We start from the raw sequence: 19,977 nt of genomic DNA on the forward strand, positions 1-19,977 counted from the left end.
AGGAGATCAGGTGGAGCGCCTTAGTCCTCGTTGATCATACTGAAGAGCTCTTCGGCAGCGGCACGAGGACCGGTCTTTGACTGGCCTTCGACAGCCAGACCGGTGTGCATCTCCCCGACCTTGACGTTCTGCTCGAAGAGCGAGGTGAAGAACTGGCGAATCAGCTGACCTGCCTGCTCCTGCTCCTGCACAGGACCGAAGGGGTTGGCGAAGTACGAGGTGACCAGCCCCTGCTCGGTCGTTGTACCCTTGGCACGACGTGCACCTGCTTCGAAGACCTTGATAGCCTCCTCCATATCGCTGAAGAGGCTGATCTTCTTCTCTACATCCTCGTAGTTATTGGCGTAGAGGAAGTAGTCGACGGGGAAGCCCTTCGAGATCAGCTCGTACGTCGAGATGGGGATGGTCACGCGGGCATTGACCTTATCGGGGTTCGTGTAGATCCCGCGGTCCAGCTGGCTGAAGGCGTAGGTAGGATCGAGGTCGTCGGTGCGGACGAAGGCACCGATCTCCGTACCGTAGGCACGCACCACGCCGTCATCGCCGAGGCGGAGGTAACCCATGTCGTCGAAGATGACGCGCATGTGGCGGATGTACTTTTCGTTGAGCGTGCGGAAGGCTTCGAGGCTTTCGCTCTTCCCAGCACCGCTGTCACCCATGATGATGATATTTGCCTCACGGCCATTCTTCAGGATGATATTGACCATAGCCCCGTGGATGGGGAGGTTGCCACGGCTCATCTGCTTGAGGTTGTGCAGCGTGAGGAGCATCTTCTTCATGTAGCCGAAGTAGTCGATCTCATCGCAGTAGTTGGCGTAGCCGATGAGGATATCGTTCTTCTTGTCCTTGTAGTAGAAGGTGCGCTTCTCTTCGTGACCATCGGGATAGCCGAAGATATAGATCATATCGGGCTTCTTACCGATGTACTCATCTTCCTGCGCCAGCTCGAAGAGGTTGGCCAGCCCAAGGCCGTGGCACATGAAGTCCTTGTGGAAGTAGACGAAGGCCAGGAGATCGCCGACCTTAGCGGGGTATAGGAACCACTCGTCCTCGTTGAGGATCATGTTCGCTACGGGATTCAGCGTATGCTCGCGGAAGATGCCGTCGCGCGTATTCTTCTTCGTGTAGGTGACGTAGGGAGGGTTGATGACGATGGAGTTGATGAAGGGGATCGCAGAGAGGCCCTTATACTCCATGGGGTAGTTCCAAGGGGCATCCATGAGGATAAGCCCAGCGTTGGCCCCAGCGGTCGTCTGGCGGTAGACCTTACTTGCGAAGCCATTGACGACCTCCTTCGTGCGGCGGTAGATCGAGAGGATCAGCTCGTTGAAGAGCTCATAAGCCTGGACGAAGCGGACGTTCTGCACACCATCTCCCTGACGCTGGTTGTGGACGACGGCGATGCGCTCCATACGGCGCCAGTAGTGATAGAGGAGCTCGACGACCTCGAGGAAGAGGTCACGGTCCTTGAAGAAGGGGGCATACTTATTGTTCACCTCGAGGATCTCTTCGACGCTGCAGACGCTCAGTAGGCGGATGACCTCCATGAAGTCACGTATCAGCTCGTCCTCATCGCGGAAGCCCTGGATGAAGGCCTCATAGATGACGGGGTTATCTCTGCGCAGATGGGCGATGAAGGATTCGACGACCCGGCTATAGGCGTAGCTGGTGAGGATCTTACGGCGGTTATCGCAGTACTTCGAGGTAAAGTTGATGATCGCTCTACCACGGTTGAGGGTGAATTCCTGTAACATGTTCTCGATTGGTTTAGAGCGGAGCTACGGCGTGTAGGACCACTACAAATATAGATAAAGTTCCCTAATCAGGGTTTAATCGCAAGCTCTCTGCGAAGCTGGTCGCGGGGAGAGAGGGCGGGGTGAGAGAAGAGGAAGGGGAGCACCACTACGAAGCCCCGTAGATAGAGGTACTGGTAGGTGCTGGATTACGCTCGCTTGTGTAGTACAAACGTACACAGAAGGATGAAGAAATACAAGCCTTTATACCCGCCCAAAGCAAAATACCGAGCAGTAGGTATCTGCCCTCTTACCCGATCCGCTCTCTCACCGAATGATGCGATATGCTGTCTGTCCGCGGCATCTCGTCCCTATCCAGCACTGGGGGATATGCCTCTCCGAAGAGATACACAAGCCCTTCGCTTTATCGCGCGCATTCCTCTTATCCTGCGGAGGGAAAAGTGTCCTTCTCGTGAAGGAAAAAGCATCCTCCCGTAGTGGTTTTCTTCTGTCTATGCACGTAGTCTTAAAGACCAGGCACGTCAATCCAAATATCCACGCACGTAGATATTAGAGCTACGTACGTAGCCCCAACTTATCAGCCCCTCGTCCGCAACTTTTATCCCTACGCGGAGCAACAACCTCATATAGGTGCACCCGCTGACCAATATAGGTGCACACCACCCCTTCGGGGAAAGGGGATACCAGCAAGGGGCTTGCTCATATGCAGCCTACGACGTGCGAAGCTGGGCAACATCCCCTGCTTGGCATACCACAGCACCTCTCGCCCCAAGCCACACACTCACAGATCAGCTAAAAGCAGTCGAGGCGCTGCGGAGTCGGATGACTCGGCAGCGCCTCGATATCTGAAGGGCTCTGCGATGAGAGCTAACTTATCGTGCCTTCGCTACTCTTATCCCTCGAGGGAAAGAGGGCCCTTAGAGGTCTTCTCCTTCTTCAAAGTCGTCGAAATCTGCATCACCTGAGAACTGGATGCAGATGTTCATGGGAACAGAGCTGAGCTTAAACTCCTCAGCAGCGGGTGCTTCATACTGAAGCTTTGAATCGATTCGATTCTATTCATAACTATAATTATATTCTTTCAATCAAAGAGTGGCTCCTTGAGCCCCCAAGTGTCCAGATAAATAACACTATTTCAATCACAAAAGCGATGCCTCGAGGACCATGGAGAGGATACATCTTGTAAATTAACCGGGCGAAAATATAATCAAAGTCGGGTATCTGAGCAATTATTTCTATCTATAGAATGATAAAAAGATACACATTCTAACAATTGACCAGCCCCCTTCGCCCGGGTTATCCCGAGGCAAAGGGGGCTAGTCTTCAATCAGGCGCACCTGTCGCACGCCTGGAGAAGGGGGGCTACTAAAGGGGATCCCCTTCCTCAAAGTCTTCGAAGTCGGCATCACCCAAGAACTGTATGCAGAGATCCAATGGCGGAGAGCTCAGCTTAAAGCAGTCGACCGACGGGGCTTCGTAGTGAAGCTTGTTCGTGGGTGTATTCATACATCACAATGAGATTAAGACAATAGGGAGGTACGCTGGTGATGCCCATGCGAAGGTGAACGGCACGGCTTAGAGGCAATGGCGGAGTGCTCGAAGGGCACGAACTCCCCCCATGGCAAATATTCGCACAAATATATTGAAAACCAATATCATAGCACCACTCCTTGCGCCCCACCCTGTCCATCAGACCGCCCCCTTCTCAGGCAGAGACGGACGCACCTCCTGCACACAGCACCCTCCTCTCCCCACACCCGCCAGGAGCACATCTTCGTGAGGGTAGAAAAGTGACCAGTACTGGTTACTCGCCCCTCCTTATACAAATTCGCTCCCCCATTCCCGAACGAAGCTCTATAGATAGCGTATCACAGACCTCTCTCCCTCACGATGGGAGCCAGCAAACCAGGGTAGGGAAATGCCTTGCAGCCCACCAAGCAGCCCCGACGCAAAAGGCTACTTCGCGGCGAGCCAAAACGAGGGGCTTGGCTCTATCAAAAATAATTCCTAACTTTGCCGAGCAAAAAGGACAGCTCCGTCCTCCTAAACCCTAAGCGGGCCTATAGCTCAGCTGGTTTAGAGCACCTGCCTTACAAGCAGGGGGTCATAGGTTCGAATCCTATTGGGCCCACACCGCCGGGGATCGGGAAGGAGCACACCTTAAGGCACTGCACTTAGGGCCTATAGCTCAGCTGGTTTAGAGCACCTGCCTTACAAGCAGGGGGTCATAGGTTCGAATCCTATTGGGCCCACCTAAGGAACATCCAATGATGTGAATCAATCTGCACGAGCGGTGATCACCGAGAGGCGATCATCGCTCACTTTTTATCCCCACGTGAGGGCGCACTCCTGCACTGCTCGCCCTCTCCCCCGCCCCATACAAAGAGCAAGCCCCAGGCACTCATCGCGAGTGCCTGGGGCTTATTCCTTGTCTATCGCTGAAGCGCTGGAGCGCTCCAGCGACGACGCTGATTACTTGCGGCCGGTAGCCTTAGGAGCGGCAGCAGCTGCAGCCGTAGCCTTGATGCCGAGAGCATCCTTGACAGCCTGCGTCAGGTCGAGAGCGCTGCTTCCCATAGCGAGGAGGGCACCCGACTCGAAGATGTAAGCGCAGCCGTTGGCTTCACAAACCTTGTTGATAGCCGTGGTGACCTTCGTGCGGATAGGAGCCATGAGCTTTTCCTGCTCCTTCTGGATCTCTTCCTGCATCATCTGATAGCTATTCTGCGTGCGAGACTCCATCTCCTGGAGCTCCTGCTGACGGCGCTTCTTGATGACGTCGGTCATAGAGGCTTCTTCCTTCTGATAAGCTTCGAGCTTCACCTTCAGCTCATCCTGCATACGCTTGATCTCAGAGTCGTACTGCTTAGCGAGATCCTGGATCTTCGTGGTAGCAGCCTTGACATCGGGCAGGGCTTCCATGATGGCAGCGGTATTGACGACACCGATCTTCTGCTGAGCGTTAGCAGAGAATGCCAGAGGGAGCATCAGGAGGAGGGAAATGAGGAACTTCTTCATTGTCTTGGGTTATTACGTTTAATTAGTTGATTTGACTATTACTATCGGTCAAGACCGAGGGTCGAGACGACTGCTTCGCTGATATCTAGACCTGGGTCAGCGTAGACGATCTTAGAGGAGGAGCGGTCGATGATGAGCTGGAGGCCACCGCGACGAGCGAGCTCCTTCATAGCGGCCCATACGCGATCCTGAATGGGCTTCATCAGCGACTCGCGCTTCTTGAAGAGCTCCCCTTCGGGACCGAAGTACTTACGCTTGAGCTCATAGGCCTGCTTCTCAAGCGCCACGATAGACTCTTCGCGCTGCTTCTTCTGCTGGGCAGAGAGCAGAGCAGCCTCGCTCTGATAAGACTGGTAGGCCTCCTCAGCCTTCTTCTCGTAGCCAGCGACCTCAGCCTGCCACTTCTTCGACAGGTCTTCGATCTGGCGGTTCATCACCGCATACGAGGGGTCTTTCTTGAGGATGTACTCCATATCGACGAGTGCGATCTTCTGGGCCTTGGCAGCTCCGAGAGGGAGCAGGAGCAGGGCCAGAAGGAAAAGAATCTTCTTCATACTGCAATCTTAGGATTTAGTGTGAGACATCACCTTGGCGCGTAGGCTCTACGCACCGAGGCCTTGACTTATGCCACTACAGGTCACGCCCGAGGACAAAGTGGATGTTGCTACCGCCACGCTCGTTGTAGCCGTTGGGTCGGTCGAAACCATAGCCCCAGTCAAGCCCGAGGAGCCCGATCATAGGCATCATGACACGCACACCGACACCAGCCGAGCGCTTGAGGTCGAAGGGATTGTAGCGGCTGATATCCGACCAAGCATTCCCTGCCTCAGCAAAGCCGAGGACCCAAACGGTAGTCGACTGCTCGAAAATCAGCGGATAGCGGAGCTCGAGCGAAGCCTTCATATACGAGTAGGCGTAGTCGTAGTTAGCCCCAGCGATGGAGCCGTTCTTATACCCGCGCAGCCCGATGGTCTCGTTAAGGTACCCCCCCATCGAAGCGGACATCATATCACCACCCATGTAGTAGGTACCGAAGGGCGAGCGCTTGTACTTGTTGTAGCTATTGATGATACCACCCTCGACGCGCGCCATCAAGACGGGAGTACGCTTGACAGTCGTGGGGTTCATAAGTGGCAGGAAGACCTTACCAGAGTACTTCCACTTGTGATACTCCAGGAAGCGGTATCTATCCGAGAGGGGAAGAGACGGATCGGAGTAGTCCTTCTTATCGAAGAGCGAGTAGGGAGGCGTGAAGCTGACCGAGAAGGAGAAGTCCGAGCCACGACGCGTGTAGACGGGGTTGTCCACGGAGTTGCGGTCGATACGAAGCTCCAGATTGAGGTCATTAGCCGAGCCCTGGTGGTAGTTCTGGAAGGTGTTGTACGTCCAGTTATTGAGTCGATAGTGGGTGAAGTTCAGCGAAGCGGTGAGCTGGAACCAGTTGTCGGGCCAGTTCAGACGGCGACCATTTGCGATGGTCAGACCGAGGATGCTGAGCGACTTATCCGAGTCGTAGGAGTCTTCGTAGAGTGAGCTCTGAGCCTGACGCGTCTGATCGTAGTAGTTGCCATAGCCACCGTAGCCGTAGCCACTATAATAGGGATTGTAGTAGCCCGAACCGTAGTAGTTGCGAGCCTGCCCCGAATAGTAGCGCTGGTCGATAGCCGTCATACGTGAGTAGAAGGCACTTACCGAGAGGAGGTTCGGGCGCTTACCACCAAACCAAGGGTCACTGAAGGAGACGCTGATCTGATTGTAGTAGCGGGCATTCGTCTGACCGTTGATCGAGAGCTTCTGACCGTCCCCCTGAGGGATGATCCCCTTGTACATGCTGGGGCGGAAGAGGTTCTGGATCGAGAAGTTCGTGAAGGTAAAGCCGATCGATCCGATGATACCCGTCTGGCTCCAACCGATAGAGAGGTTCAGCTGGTCATTGCTCTTAGGCGTGAGGTCGTACTCGATGTCTACCGTACCGCTCTGAGGATTGGGCACAGGCTTAGGCACGGACTTCTCCGCGTCGAAGTGACCAAGCTGGTTGAGGATACGGAAGGAGTTCATAAGGTCCTCCTTACTGAAGAGCACACCAGGCTTCGTGTAGAGCTCACGGCGCACGACATCTTCATAGACGATGTCATTACCGCGGATCTTCACCTTATCGATGGTCGCCTGAGGCCCTTCGGTGACACGCACTTCGAGGGAGACGGAGTCGCCCACGATGTTGGTCTCCACGGGATCGACGCCAGCGAAGATATAGCCATTATTATAGTAGAGGTTGCTGACAGCATCCTCATCTATGGAGAGACGGTTCTCGAGGCGCTTCTGGTCGTAGACGTCCCCTGGGCGGATAGCCAGGAGCTGCGAGAGCAGCTCGGAGGGGTACTTCGTGTTCCCGACGAAGCGGATATCCTTGATATAGTACTTCTGCCCTTCGTTGACCTTGAGGTAGATGTCTACCTTGCGGGTACCAGGGACGGGTACGATGCTATCGCTCACCAGCTCGGCGTCACGATAGCCCGCAGCCTGGTAGCGCTTGATGAGGTTCTGCAAGTCCTCCTTGTAGTCTGCATCGACGAACTTCTTTTGCTTGAAGATCTTCAGCAGCGAAGACAGACCACGGCCACGCGAGAGTGCGAAGCCTTCGTTCGTCTTCCCCATCGCCATACGTAGCTGGTAGTCCGTGAGGGAGCTATTCCCCTCAAAGTAGATGTCACGCACCTTGGTCTTGCCGCTGCGGTCGATGTCGAGGGTGAGGTTCACATAGCCAGGCTGGCCAGGAGCCTCAGTCTCCTTGATAGTCATCTTCATCTCGCGGAAGCCCTTCTCATCGTAGTACTTCTTGACGAGCTGGCGGGCACGGTCGAGGGTGTTGGGAGAGATGAGTGCACCCCTCTTCAGGCCCGTGCGCTTCTCGAGCTCCTCACGATCCCCCTTAGAGACACCCGTGAAGGTAGCCTCGGAGAGACGTGGACGCTCGGTCAGGGCGATCTCCAGGAAGACCTTATCCCCCTCGTACTTATTGATGAGGACGCGGACATTGGAGAAGTAACCCGACTGGAGGAAGCGGTTCACCGCAGAGGTCAGTGCGGCCCCTGGGATCTGGATCTCATCCCCCACATTGAGGCCAGAAAGGCTGCTCAGGACGAAGTCATCATAGCTCGTCGAGCCCGTGATCTTGACCTCAGCGATGGTCTTCGTCACGGGGCGCTCGTAGCTGATGGAGGGTGCGATGACGACCGACGAAGTGGTCTTCGTCGTGTCAGCGGCCAGCTGAGGGGCGGTATGGGGTGCGGCTTCCACTGCACCTGCCGACAGGAGTGCGGCAAGGAGTAGGAGTGCGGGGATTCTCTGCATAGGATCTTATTATCGTCGTGCTGGAGTGGCCTTAGCGAAGGCTAATCCTCCAGTTGTATTTGTTCGCTTATCTTGCCAAAGCGGCGCTCACGTGCCGTGTAAGCCTCGAGGGCTTCACGCAGGGCCTCACGGCCGAAGTCGGGCCAGTAGACCGAAGAGAAGAAGAGCTCAGCATAGGCAGCCTGCCACAGCAGGTAGTTGCTGATACGCTCCTCGCCCCCCGTACGGATCAGGAGGTCGGGATCGGGGAAGGCAGCCGTGTCGAGGTGAGCTGAGATGGTCTCCTCGGTAAGGCTGTCCGCCGAGAGGTGACCTTCGGCGACCTCACGGGCTATCTGGGTGGTGGCACGCAGGATCTCGTCGCGCGAGGAATAGCTGAGGGCCACGACGAGCGTGATGCGCTCACAGGCAGCCGTCGCCTGGATACTCTCACGGAGGGCCTGCTGAGCGGCCTCGGGTAGACGACTAAGATTGCCAATGGCCTCCAAACGCACCCCTTCCTCGATGAGGCTTGGCGTCTCGGAGTGAATCGCCGAGACAAGCAGGCTCATCAGGGCATCAACCTCCTCCTGAGGGCGGGACCAATTCTCCGTACTGAAGGCGTAGACCGTCAGATAGCGGATACCGAACTCTGCCGCAGCACGCAGGGTCGCTCTCAGAGCGTCCTGGCCACGGATGTGCCCGTCGGTACGGGGCAGTCCACGCTGCTTGGCCCAGCGGCCGTTCCCATCCATGATGATAGCCACGTGCTCAGGGATGCGGAGCTCCGTGGAGGGCGCAGAGGGCTGGGGGGACATTGTCGTTGACACGTTATTCTTATCGTCTTATTAGGCCAGAGGCTATGCCCCTAACCTTATACAAATATAGCTATATCTTTTAGTCACAGCTGTACCGCCGCTGTGGCGAGAGGCTGTAGTGCACCCCGACGGACCAGTAGCCGTAGCTATCATGGCCCTTGAGGCTACGACCTCCGTCGAGTCCAAAGGGGTCAGCCATCCAGCTTACCGAAGGCTCGAGCCCCTCCAGTCGGTCGGAGAACGTGCGGCGCAGCGACCAGCTTGCCGTGAGTCCCCAGCGCGGGCTGAGGCGCAGCTTCAGTCCGAGACGGGCATACACACCTGGCAAGAGCTGTAGACGATGATCACTCATCCCGCCTGCGAGCCCCAGACCTGCCCCGAGGAAGGGCGTCCAAGAGCGTGTGCCGAGGTAGCGCTCGCGTGCGCTGTAGGGGAAGAAGTTGAACTCTCCTCCGAGAGCTAAGTCCAGCAGGGTGCGATGGAACTCACGGCTCCCTACGGCCGATGAGGGGAAGGCATCAGCGGCATAGTCCGCCTTACCACGCAGCCCTCTTAGGGCAAGCTCCCCCATAAGCGCCCAGCGCAGCGACACAGGGCGTCTAAGCTCTAACGCTATCCCCAGTGCTTGTGGTGCGATGAGTCCCCGACGTCCGATATCCCCGAGATAGTAGCTTGAGGAGACGCTCCCTCCCAGTTCGTAGCGATAATCCTGCGCAGTGAGGCGAGCCGTGAGGCCTACCAAGAGGAGGACTAAGCCGAGCGGGCGGAGCATACGGCCGAGGGGCGGGGTGGGGCTATTCGGTGACAGTCTTCAGACCACCGAACTTCCCGACGAAGAGCTTTGCAGACTCTCCAGCGGTCTTAGCCCCACGCAGGAGGTAGACCGTCTCGCCATCCGATGAGGGGAAGGCGACGAGGGGATAACCAGCGAAGTCCGTGCGGTTCAGCCCCGTGAAGGCTACCGTACGAGCCTCCTGCCACGTAGCACCACGGTCATCCGAGATATAGAGCTCCAGCGTCGACGCCGTTGATATGAAGCGATAGATACGCTTCTGCGACTCGACATAGGCCTGGCTCTGTGAGACAGCACTGACGCCGGCCTGGATCTTACCGCCGACGATGAGCCAAGCGGTACCGTTGGTCGTCGCCCAAAGGTTGGGGCTTGCCTTGCCGTCAGCCGTGCGGCCACCCGACACATAGAGGGCAGCGCCGTCGTAGCTGCTACCGGTGAGCTCATAGCTCAGCGTACTGCCGGCCGTGGGGAAGGACGTGCTGGGCGTCTCTCCGATCGTGGAGATCGTACCCGCAGATATGTTGTAGCCAAGGAAGGTCGTCGCACCTGCCGCAGTCTTCCCTACGAGAGCGAGTGTGGGCTTACCATCGACAGAGAGCCCGCCGAGGAGCGTCTGAGGTGTAGCCGTCGTGGGGAAGGCCTTCGCGGTGAACGCCGTACCGAGTGCCGAAGCCTCATAGAGGCGCGAGCCGCTCGTCGTAGCGTAGAGCTTGCCTCCATAGGTGAGGAGCGAGCTGAGACGCTCACCCGAGCCGAGGCCCGTGAGGCTGGAGGTCGTCCAAGCCCCCGTAGGAGTAGTGAAGCTGCTCACCGCATTCGTCCCGTCAGCCTTGACGTAGTAGAGCGCACCGCTATTGCCCGAGAGCTCGACCTGTGAGAAGGTGGAGCTGAAGGCGGGAAGTCCCGTCACGGAGGCCTCTGACCAAGCGAAGGCATGGGGATCCTGCTGATAGCGCTTGAAGGTCACCTTATAGGTATAGGTGTTCGTCGAGGTGCCTCTACCAGCCGTCGTGATACGCAGCTGGATACCCTTCAGAAGGTCGCTGCTCTTGAAGGTCTGCTTAGCATCCTTCCACGTCACCTTCGTGCCGTCAGCGAGGATGACCTCTACGGTCGCATTGGTGGCTGCCTTCGACAGGCGCAGGTGCACATTGTAGTCGGCACTGCTATAGGGGAGCGCCTGAATATTGTAGATCGCCCCAGTAGCCGTATTGCGGATGACGAAGGGGATAGCAGACACAGCCTCCTTGAGCGTAGCCTCATCGGTCGAGAGGGCGAAGGCCGTGATCTGGTTGTCGTAGATCTGGAAGTCCTCCAGCTCTACCTGCTTACTCTTACAGCTTGTCGTACCGAGCGTGAGTGCCAGAAGGCCCAGGGCTGCGGGGACAAGGGTAGTGATACGTCTCATTGCTTCTATATATATGGAGCGACAGATACTTGCTCGGATCATCAGAGCTATGCGGAGCGCCTGACTCTAAAGCCTACTTCGCACTATAACTCTAAGTCGCAAAGGTATAAAGAATAACGCAAGTCTCGTGCGCGCAGGTATCCAGCGCACGGACTTGCGTCTAAGTCACGGCCCAAGCAGGGGCTACAAGCCATTAGCGAAGCACATACTACGCGCTCCGATGATAGGGATTCAGTAGCTGATTTTATCAGCGGAGCAAGGCACGGAGTAGTACCCTACTCTCCTTTCTCCATCGTCCCTCCTCAATCGGATTCTACTGCATAGCGCCCACCTTCTTTACTCGTACGGTAGGAAAGCCACTCCAGATGTAGGCCCAACTTCTTCAAGCGGCGACTCTGCTCCAAGGCCTCCTCACTCACAGCCGAAGGCACATTCTCCGCACAAGGGATATAGCCACGAGTATTCAAGAGCACAGGGTGCAGGGCCTCGGGGTTGATGGCATCACGAGGAGCCGTATAGTAGAGGCCAAAGACATTTAACTGACAGTAGCGTGTGTGGAACACTGGATAGACCCGAATACCCTCGCTCGTCACCCGCACGATATAGATCTGCTTGGGTAGACACCTGAGGTCATAAGTGTAGTCACGCACCAGCTGATCCAAGTGCTTCATCGAGGTAAACTTCACTCCACGAAGCCACTCTTGCGAACGCTCTACGGGCTCCTCCTTCACATAGAAGGCAAGAAGACGCGGATTGGCACCCGAATAAAGTTCGTCATCAAATGAAGCATAGTAGTAGCGGAAAGCTGGATAGGCAGCAGAGTCCTGTCCCCCACGCCAAGCCGGAGCGAGGAACTCCCACCCGGCGTTAATCATCTCCTTCGGACCACGCTTGCGTGCCTCCTCAAGGAGATCGCCCAAAGATTTGCGACTCCACTGGCGACTCTCTTGGTAGTGGTCGAGGAGATAGATCGTATCGGGGAGAGAGGTAATGCCCTTGCGCTTACGATTCGCAGCAAACTCTTCATCAGAGGGAGGCGACGAGACGTATGCAGGATCGCACTTATCCTCGGTATGATATCCCCCATCTTCATAGCATATATAGTAGCTAAGCCAGGGCACAGTAAGATTATGCGTCCTCAAGCGACGGCACTGGCCGAAGGCTTCTTCACACGCTGCCACCGAGGAGGCGCCCTCCGTACCTGGGGCAGCTGTTCTATCCCAGAAACCCACGACCTGCAAGGATTCAGGATTAATTGGAGCACCACCTTTGCTCAGCACACAGTAGTTCGAGCCCCCTCGACTACATGCCGTGTGGAATACCGAATACAGCCGAACAGAGCCACCCGTCACCCGCACAATATAGATTTGCTTAGGCAAGCGACTGACATCACTCTTCTCGTAGTCCACCAGCTGATCAAGGCGATTCATCGGGGTAAACTTCACCCCACGAAGCCATTCTTTCGAGCGATCCACAGGCTCCTCCTTCACATAGAAGGCAAGGAGACGCGGTATGGCATGCGAATAAAGTTCGTCATGAAACGAGGCATAGTAGTAGCGGAAGGCGGGATAGCTCGCAGAGTCCTGCACCCCGCGCCAAGCGGGAGCGAGGAACTCCCACCCGGCATTAATCATCTCCTTAGCCTTACGCTTCACCTTAATAGCGCGCTTGATCTTATCAAGATCGCGCATCCAGTGCCGGCTCTCTTGATAGTGGTCCAGCAGATAGACCGTATCGGGGAGAGCTGGGAGAGGAGCGGCTGCCCGACGCTTACGCTGTGCCGCGAGAGGTAGCACAGTAAGGAGTATAAGGAGGCCAAGGAGCGGCAAGCGATGCCGACGAGGAGTATGACAGGTCATCATACGGAGCGGTATTGCGGAGTTAGCGTAGTCTGTGCTGCGTGGTATGAAGCCTTGCGTTTGGAAGGGCAACGACTTCATCCTCAAAGGTAATGATTTTCTCCACCAAACAAGACGGCCAGCCAAGCCGCCCAAGGCTATAGTATCCAGTCACTTTACGCCCACTCATCCGAAGGCGTACAAAGCAGACTTATCGAGGGAGCGGAGTGGAGCAATAGTCGTTCGATGTCAGACCAATAGTCGTATCGGGTACGGACGAGTAGTGGTTTGCATACCAAACGAATAGTGGTTTTTCTCTATCTACGCACGTAGTCTTAAAGACCAGGTACGTCAGTCCAAATATCCACGTACGTAAATATTAGAGCCACGTACGTAGCCCAAACTCATCTACCACTCGTCCGCAACTTTTATCCCTACGCGGAGCAACAACCTAATAGAGGTCACTTCACAAAGCTATATAGCTTCGCACCAAAAGCTATATGGAACCATTGCGCAAAGGCACTAAGAATGAAGACATAAAGAGGGCCCGTAGAGCGAATCATCTACGGGCCCTCTCGTGTAATAGGAGCCTATCGGCAAGCAGTCAAGTGGCCGACTGCGATCGTATCACCACCCCCAGCGAAGGAGCGTACGGCGGTAGAGTGCCAGCGCAATGCGGCGGAGCGTGTCATTCTCGGGCCAGAGGCGCTCATAGCGCCACCAGAGCTTGTCCCCGACTTTGATGACCTGCTTGCCACGGTGGACTGTCGTCACTTCGGCCAAGATTTCCTCCTGGGTACACTGCTCACGCTGGTAGGGATTGCCGTCGCCACGCAGGGTGAAGACGCCTCCGTCGATACGCACGATGCGGTGCACCAGATAGCCACGGGCGATGCGCGCCAGGACAACGCGCCCCATCTGATAGGAGTCTTCGGTGAGAGGTGAGAGGACGATCTGATCCTTTCCCCCACGGATGAAGGGACGCATACTCGAGCCACGAGGCAGGAGACGAGGGCGCTTGCCCTCAGCGATGCGGCTAAGGATCTCGGCGAAGAAGAGCTCCTTGTGTATCAGCAGCTCGCGGCGCATAGATGTCGGCTGGGGAGAGTGCCCCATACTAAGAGGCGGATTGAGCGAGGAGTGCTTCGGTCAGGCGCACCGCCGCTTCGTCAGGACGGCAGTCGAGGCGGTACACGGGTACGCGCTCCAGCACGTCGGCGACGGTATCAAAGGTAGCCAGATGACGGACCTTATCCGAGTGGAGGAAGGCCGAGGAGGAGTAGATCGAGTCGAAGCTATCACGGCCACGGAGCTTGGTGAGCTTGTTCTCAGAGCTCTGATAGAGATGAACGAAGGCGACGACATGTGCCGAAGCATTGTGGTAGCAAGGTGTGCTGCCACTCCATGGGCAGCCGTAGACGCGCACTTCGCCGTCGTCATTGATACGCACGATGGGCTCGTCGTCATTGAGGAGACGCGCACCAGGGACGAACTGGCGCCACAGACGGCTATGCGTGCTCTTACCCGTACCGCTGACCCCGAGGAAGATCAGGGCACGACCATTCAGCTCGGTGACCGAAGCATGGACCTTGAGCATGTGCTTAGGTGCGATGGCCACACCGTAGGCGATCATGATCAAGCGGTTGATGAAGAAGAATGCCGAGGGGTCATTGAGCAAGACATCTGAGCGCACCTCCTTCCAGCCACGATCGACCTCGATAGCATGGGAACCTTGGCGCGTAGCGATCTCGAGACGGCGCCGGCCATCGACGAGCTTGTACACACGGGCACGTACGCCCTCGGAGAGCTTATCTTCGAGGAGGGTCTTGGGCTGGTCTGACGAGAGGCTCTCGCCCCCACGGAAGGTAAAGAGTGGTTCACAGCCATCGGGAAGCTCGGGCACCAGGAAGGGCTCGTAGTTGGGGAGGAGTTCACGGGTAGCCTCGGCCGATGGGGTATAGAGCAGGATATACTCTTCAGCGATGCGATAGATGAGTTGTTCGTCCATAGTGATGTAGAATTTATTAGCTATGAGCAGGAGTATAGCGCTTCATAGCGAGGAAGAGTCGAGGGGCGGTGAGGAAGAGCGTACGACGGAAGCGCTCTCCAAGGGGTGCCGCAGGGTAACGAAGGCCCCGAAGGCGGCGGGTGTAGGGGCGAAGGGCTTCGAGAAGCCCAGGAGCCTCCTTCTCGTGGCGCATAGCCCACAGCGAGAAGATCAGGAGGCGGCGGTAGAGCGTCTCATGCAGGAGCGGCAGGGCCTCGGGCGAGGTCGCCCCAATGGGAGCCTCGAGGTCCAGGAGATTCTCAAAGAGGTAGATAAGGCGCTTGTCATAGACCTCGGTAATGCTCCCCGCACGGGCCACGCGGTAGCAGTAGCCGAACCAAGAGAGGTAGCGGTAGCGTGTAGCACGCGTAAGTGCCTCAAAGATAAAGGGAGTGTCTTCGTAGGGGCGCCCCACAGGGAAGCGCAGTGCCCCCATCGTAGCGGTGCGGAAGATCTTCCCCCAAGCCATCCCCGTGACACCGGAGAGGGCTGCGAGGCTTTGGAGGGCTTCCTGTGAAGAGAGTTCCCTCCCAGCAGCCAGCACCAGGCGCTCAGCGCCCGTGCGGCAGTTGATCTCGGTATAGCCGAGCTCGAGGATATCAATGAGCGGGTTCGCCGACAGGACATTCATCGGCTGCTCCAGGGCATCCTCGGGCAGCCAGTCGTCAGAGTCCACGCAGACGAAGAAGTCCCCACGCATCACGTCCATAGCAGCGTTGCGCGCTGCGGAGAGCCCCGCATTCGCCTGATGGATGAGGCGAATACGAGCATCACGCTCGGCATAGGTATCACAGATCGCCCCACTACCATCGGTAGAGCCGTCATCGACGACGATCACCTCCAGCGCCGTATAGGACTGGCCGAGGATTGAGTCGAGGCACTGCTCGAGGTAGGGCGCTACGTTGTAGACGGGGACTATGACCGAGAGAAGCGGCGTGGGTAGACTCATTGAATAAGATAGGTGAAGGGGCTCCCTAAGGCTCACCCTTCGGCTACTCAGAGTAGAGTAGCAAGGAGTATGAGAGAGCCCACCCCCGTCCTCTTGGATGGGGTGGGCTCTTATGAAGATTAGCGGAGGCCTAAGCGGCGCAGAAGACCCTTTTTCTTCTTCTTGTTGCCGTAGCCGTAGCCGTAGCCATAACCGTAGCCGTAACCATAGCCGTAGCCATAGCCGTGACCACTCTCAGTAGCACCGTTGAGGACGATCGACATATTCGTCAGGATGTTCTCATCATAGAGGTGCTGCAGCTCAGGTAGAGCACGGCGGTCGAGACGGCCTGCGCGCAGGACGAAGATCGTCAGGTCGGCGATACGGTTGGCGATAGCTGCGTCAGCTACGCTACCGAAGGGCACGTTGTCGAAGAGGACGAAGTCAAACTGCTCAGCGAGCTTCGCAGCCAACTCATCAAGACGCTCTCCGAGAAGAAGCTCAGCAGGGTTGGGAGGTACCGCACCCGAGGTGATGACCTGAAGCTTCGGCGCATTGGGATCCTTGCGGAGGATCTGATCAAGGCGTACGTCGGGGTTAGAGAGATACTCGGTAGCCCCCATACCAGCCAGACCGATACGACGCGAGAGCGTACCCTTACGGAGGTCAAGGTCGACGAGGACGACGCTGTGACCAGCGAAGGTGAGCGTCTGAGCGAGGTTGTATGATACGTATGACTTACCAGCCGATTCCCCGAAGGAGGTGAAGATAACCTTCTTCGCTTTCTTACCTCCGGTGCCGATCATGAAGCGCATATTCTCACGCAGGACACGGAAGGCCTCGGAAGTCTCGTCGCTACCCTGCTCGCGTACACCGCGAGGCTGAGCCTTCTTACCTCCACGCTTCTCTTCCTTGGGAATATCACCAAGGAAGGGGATCGAGACGCGGTCCATAACGTCCTTACGCGAGCGCACCTTATTGTCAGCCAGCAGACGGATGATGAGATAGACCGAGGGAAGGACAAGACCTATGAGGATCGCAATAAGGGCGACACGCAGCGCGTTGGGGCTGACGGGCTTTGAGGGAGCATCGTCCATATCAAGCACGTAGGCACTATCCTGCGTCATAGCCTGACGAAGAGCGTACTCCTCACGCTTGTTCAGCAGCTCCGTATAGAGGCGCTGACGGATCTCCAGACGACGATCAATATCAGCCTTTTCGCGACCCTGGTTAGATACCTCGGGGAGCTTAGAGAGGAGGCTTGACTGCTGACCCTGAGTATCCTTGAGGCGCATACGCAGTACAGCAGCCTGCTGGTTGAGGCTTTCGATAGCATTCTTTCGCAGCTGAGAGAGTGCGTTGTCGTACTCGGTGATGACAGGATTCTCCGTGCTACCACCAGCACCTTCGACGAGCTTATCGCGCTGCGACTTGAGCTGGTTGTACTGAGCGATATAACCATCCAGCGCCTGATCGGGTACCCCGACGTTCAGCGGGAGGTAACCGTTCTTACGGTGCGAGTTGGAGAACTCAGAGAGCATATAGGAGATGAGCTTCAGCTGGGTCTCAATCTGTAAGGCCTCTGCTTCGCTCTCGAGAGAACGCGAATTATAGACACCGACCTTACCTTCAAAGTCAAGGGTACGGTTGTTCATAAGGAAGCGCTCCATATCCCCTTCGACAAGACCAAGCTCCTTGCCGAGAGCAGCAAGACGCTCATTGACGAAGTCAGCGGTGTTCTTAGACACCTGATTACGCATATCCATCTCCTCCTGATTGTAGGCCGAGACCTGAGCGAGGAGGATATCAAGAGCACGCTTCTTCGTACGGTCCTGCAGACGGAGGGTTAACGTAGATGCACGGTTCTCTGGTTCAGCAACAAGAATCGCGTGCTGGTAATAACGCACCATCTGAGTGAATGGCATACGATTAACTTCAATGTGCTTATACTCCCAAGGGGTATTGAAGTTCTGATGAGGCTCAATAATGAAGCGCTCATCGCCCAGCTGCACTGGGACGTTAAGTGGCACCACCTGGCTCTTACCCGTGTGTACAGGAGTGACACGCACATGGCCTGCATCTTGGAAGGCTACCTCGTAGACACTCTTGCGCTCTGTCGTATCAAGAAACTTCATCGAGAATGGAGCATCGGAGTAGAGCTCAAGGGTGCGTAAGCCACTCTTCACATTATAGAAGACGTTGGCATTGGCCATCTTGACCGTACGCTCAAGGACGCGACGAGATACCAGCTGTACATGCTCATTGTCCATATTGAGACGAGCAGCACGGGCATAGCGTAGCATTTCTGTATCCATCATCGCACGCTGGGAAGCATCCTTAATAAAGATCTTCACCGAAGACTCATAGACATAGGGCTGCTTGGCATTTCGATAGAGAGCTACCGCCAGTACCACTCCGACGCTTAACAGATACAGCCACCAAAAGCGAAGGAGGTAGAAGAAAATATCAAGCAGATTGACCTCCGCTGCCTTTTCACCAGCCTGATTTGACCGATTCGTTTGTGTAGACATAGGGCTTATGGACTAACGCTTGAAGAGGGCAATAAGGGCGGCAGCAGAAAGTGCCGTCGAGAGAGCCGTCGTCACATACCCGAGGGTCGTGAGGACCTTCTGCTCGGTATCACGCTTACGATAGCGGTACTCGGCATAGATAATATCATTCTGCTGGAGGTAGAAGGCGGGCGACTCGAAGATATTCTTTGACTGCATGTCGAGTCGGTAGTAGACATACTCATTGCCCACGCGGCGAATGACATTGAGCTTGCCGAAGTCAGCCTGCTCAGAGAGCCCTCCGACCGTAGCGATAAGCTCAAGGATATTCGTTTGAGCATTATCTAGGTGGAAGGAACCACGATCGGTGATAGCCGCACTTGCAGCACTCTGATTTAATCCCTCGAAAGCCCCAAGGAGGTAAACGCGGAGGTTAGCAAACTTCGTGATGACGTGAGCATCCGTCAGGTAGCGACCAGCCGTGAGCTTGGTACGAATCACTTCACTCACCTGCTCTAAGCTAAGCCCCAAGACGGGAACATTCCCGATGATAGGAAACTGAATATTCCCCTGCGCATCGACCAAGTAAGAGGAGCTGGTATCAGCGGGAGCTACATTCGTCGTGTTCAGGGAAATACCACCAACAACGGTGGTAGGAGCAGTAGCCTGAGCCACCTGACGGGTATTGAAGGGGACCGTCAGCTCAGGGTTACGTATGCTCGTCACGAGGATACGGAGCTTATCGCCCTTCTGCACAACGATGCCAGTGTCATGCTTGACACCATAGGCCTTGGCGATCTCAATATCCTGCAGGTAATTCGTCTTCTTTGCCGAATCACAAGAGGAGAGCGCACAGAGCGAGAGGACACCGAGGGCTAGTGTCCAGGCATGAGAGAGTCTCTTGATCATTATCATAGGGGTATATTACTCAGAATTTCTTACCAAATATAATAGAAAAGGCTGTAAGGAAGATAATCTTAACGTCCGTAAAGAGCGAATAGTTATCCAGATACTTGAGGTCGAGACGCAGGCGCTCCAGCATCTTCTCAATGGTGTCTGTATATCCATTGTAAAGAGTAGCATAGGAGAAGAGCCCTGGACGGACCGCATAGAGACGAACGTAGTCAGGGTTACGCTCCATAATCTGGTCAATGAAGAACTGGCGCTCGGGACGAGGTCCGACAAACGACATCTCCCCCTTGATTACATTCCAGAGCTGGGGGAATTCATCGAGATGGTGAGCGCGAATGAACGCACCAACCTTCGTCAGACGACTATCCCCATCGGTGAAGAGCTGAGGACGATTCCCAGCCTCTGCATCCATACGCATAGAGCGGAACTTATATAGCGTGAAGGGCTTACCCTTGTAGCCAATACGTTCCTGGCGATATATGACATCCCCCTTGGAGTCTTCCCACTTGATAAGCAGGGCGATCAGAGCGATCAGGGGGGAGAAGAAGATCAGCGAAACCAAGGCTAAGGTAAAGTCAAAGGCGCGCTTGATGATGCGTTCGAAAGTATTCATTACTCGAT

15 protein-coding genes and 2 tRNA genes are annotated in these 19,977 nt (G+C 55.9%); 2 read left to right on the plus strand and 15 right to left on the minus strand.

The features are described from left to right. Positions 1-20: 20 nt before the first annotated feature. A complete protein-coding gene (locus tag HMPREF1323_RS02515; RefSeq protein WP_009432603.1) occupies positions 21-1,754 on the minus strand; it encodes a phosphoenolpyruvate carboxykinase in 1,734 nt (577 codons plus the stop codon). 1,365 nt (positions 1,755-3,119) lie between these two features. Further along, a complete protein-coding gene (locus HMPREF1323_RS09160; protein WP_156795177.1) occupies positions 3,120-3,260 on the minus strand; it encodes a hypothetical protein in 141 nt (46 codons plus the stop codon). A gap of 550 nt (positions 3,261-3,810) precedes the next feature. Between HMPREF1323_RS09160 and HMPREF1323_RS02520 the strand changes: the two genes are divergently transcribed. Together HMPREF1323_RS02520 and HMPREF1323_RS02525 are read left to right on the plus strand one after the other, a co-directional pair. Next, a tRNA-Val gene (locus HMPREF1323_RS02520) sits at positions 3,811-3,885 on the plus strand. Between the two features lie 46 nt (positions 3,886-3,931). Further along, positions 3,932-4,006 (plus strand) — tRNA-Val (locus HMPREF1323_RS02525). A 220-nt stretch (positions 4,007-4,226) separates the two neighbouring features. Here HMPREF1323_RS02525 and HMPREF1323_RS02530 read toward each other — a convergent pair. From HMPREF1323_RS02530 to HMPREF1323_RS02590, 13 genes are all read right to left on the minus strand, one after another. Then, complete coding sequence (locus HMPREF1323_RS02530; protein ID WP_009432614.1) at positions 4,227-4,772, minus strand: OmpH family outer membrane protein; 546 nt, start codon at positions 4,770-4,772, stop codon at positions 4,227-4,229. Between the two features lie 41 nt (positions 4,773-4,813). Further along, a complete protein-coding gene (locus HMPREF1323_RS02535) occupies positions 4,814-5,326 on the minus strand; it encodes an OmpH family outer membrane protein (protein ID WP_009432624.1) in 513 nt (170 codons plus the stop codon). A 76-nt stretch (positions 5,327-5,402) separates the two neighbouring features. Next, positions 5,403-8,123 (minus strand): BamA/OMP85 family outer membrane protein, encoded by a 2,721-nt coding sequence (locus HMPREF1323_RS02540; protein WP_009432535.1) that lies wholly within the window; start codon positions 8,121-8,123, stop codon positions 5,403-5,405. Between the two features lie 41 nt (positions 8,124-8,164). Continuing rightward, the gene (locus HMPREF1323_RS02545; RefSeq protein WP_044123930.1) at positions 8,165-8,920 is read right to left on the minus strand and encodes an isoprenyl transferase; all 756 of its coding nucleotides are present in this window, start codon (positions 8,918-8,920) and stop codon (positions 8,165-8,167) included. Positions 8,921-8,999: 79 nt separating this feature from the next. Further along, positions 9,000-9,692 (minus strand): DUF6089 family protein, encoded by a 693-nt coding sequence (locus tag HMPREF1323_RS02550; RefSeq protein ID WP_009432532.1) that lies wholly within the window; start codon positions 9,690-9,692, stop codon positions 9,000-9,002. A 22-nt stretch (positions 9,693-9,714) separates the two neighbouring features. Beyond that, positions 9,715-11,121, minus strand: a complete 1,407-nt coding sequence (locus tag HMPREF1323_RS02555) for a DUF6242 domain-containing protein (RefSeq protein ID WP_044123932.1) — start codon at positions 11,119-11,121, stop codon at positions 9,715-9,717. 302 nt (positions 11,122-11,423) lie between these two features. Then, the gene (locus HMPREF1323_RS02560) at positions 11,424-12,983 is read right to left on the minus strand and encodes a hypothetical protein (RefSeq protein ID WP_156795178.1); all 1,560 of its coding nucleotides are present in this window, start codon (positions 12,981-12,983) and stop codon (positions 11,424-11,426) included. 603 nt (positions 12,984-13,586) lie between these two features. Then, a complete protein-coding gene (locus HMPREF1323_RS02565; protein ID WP_009432578.1) occupies positions 13,587-14,075 on the minus strand; it encodes a S24/S26 family peptidase in 489 nt (162 codons plus the stop codon). Between the two features lies 1 nt (position 14,076). After that, on the minus strand, positions 14,077-14,967 hold the full coding sequence (locus tag HMPREF1323_RS02570; RefSeq protein ID WP_009432636.1) for a hypothetical protein: 891 nt from the start codon (positions 14,965-14,967) through the stop codon (positions 14,077-14,079). Between the two features lie 16 nt (positions 14,968-14,983). After that, positions 14,984-15,955: a glycosyltransferase family 2 protein gene (locus tag HMPREF1323_RS02575; RefSeq protein ID WP_009432570.1), complete on the minus strand. Its 972-nt coding sequence runs from the start codon at positions 15,953-15,955 to the stop codon at positions 14,984-14,986. A 119-nt stretch (positions 15,956-16,074) separates the two neighbouring features. Beyond that, a complete protein-coding gene (locus HMPREF1323_RS02580; RefSeq protein WP_009432546.1) occupies positions 16,075-18,465 on the minus strand; it encodes a GumC family protein in 2,391 nt (796 codons plus the stop codon). A gap of 12 nt (positions 18,466-18,477) precedes the next feature. Then, positions 18,478-19,353, minus strand: a complete 876-nt coding sequence (locus HMPREF1323_RS02585) for a polysaccharide biosynthesis/export family protein (protein WP_156795179.1) — start codon at positions 19,351-19,353, stop codon at positions 18,478-18,480. Between the two features lie 19 nt (positions 19,354-19,372). Beyond that, the gene (locus HMPREF1323_RS02590) at positions 19,373-19,969 is read right to left on the minus strand and encodes a sugar transferase (protein ID WP_009432558.1); all 597 of its coding nucleotides are present in this window, start codon (positions 19,967-19,969) and stop codon (positions 19,373-19,375) included. Between the last annotated feature and the right edge of the window lie 8 nt (positions 19,970-19,977).

The organism is Porphyromonas sp. oral taxon 279 str. F0450 (genome assembly GCF_000292995.1).
GTDB lineage: Bacteria > Bacteroidota > Bacteroidia > Bacteroidales > Porphyromonadaceae > Porphyromonas > Porphyromonas pasteri.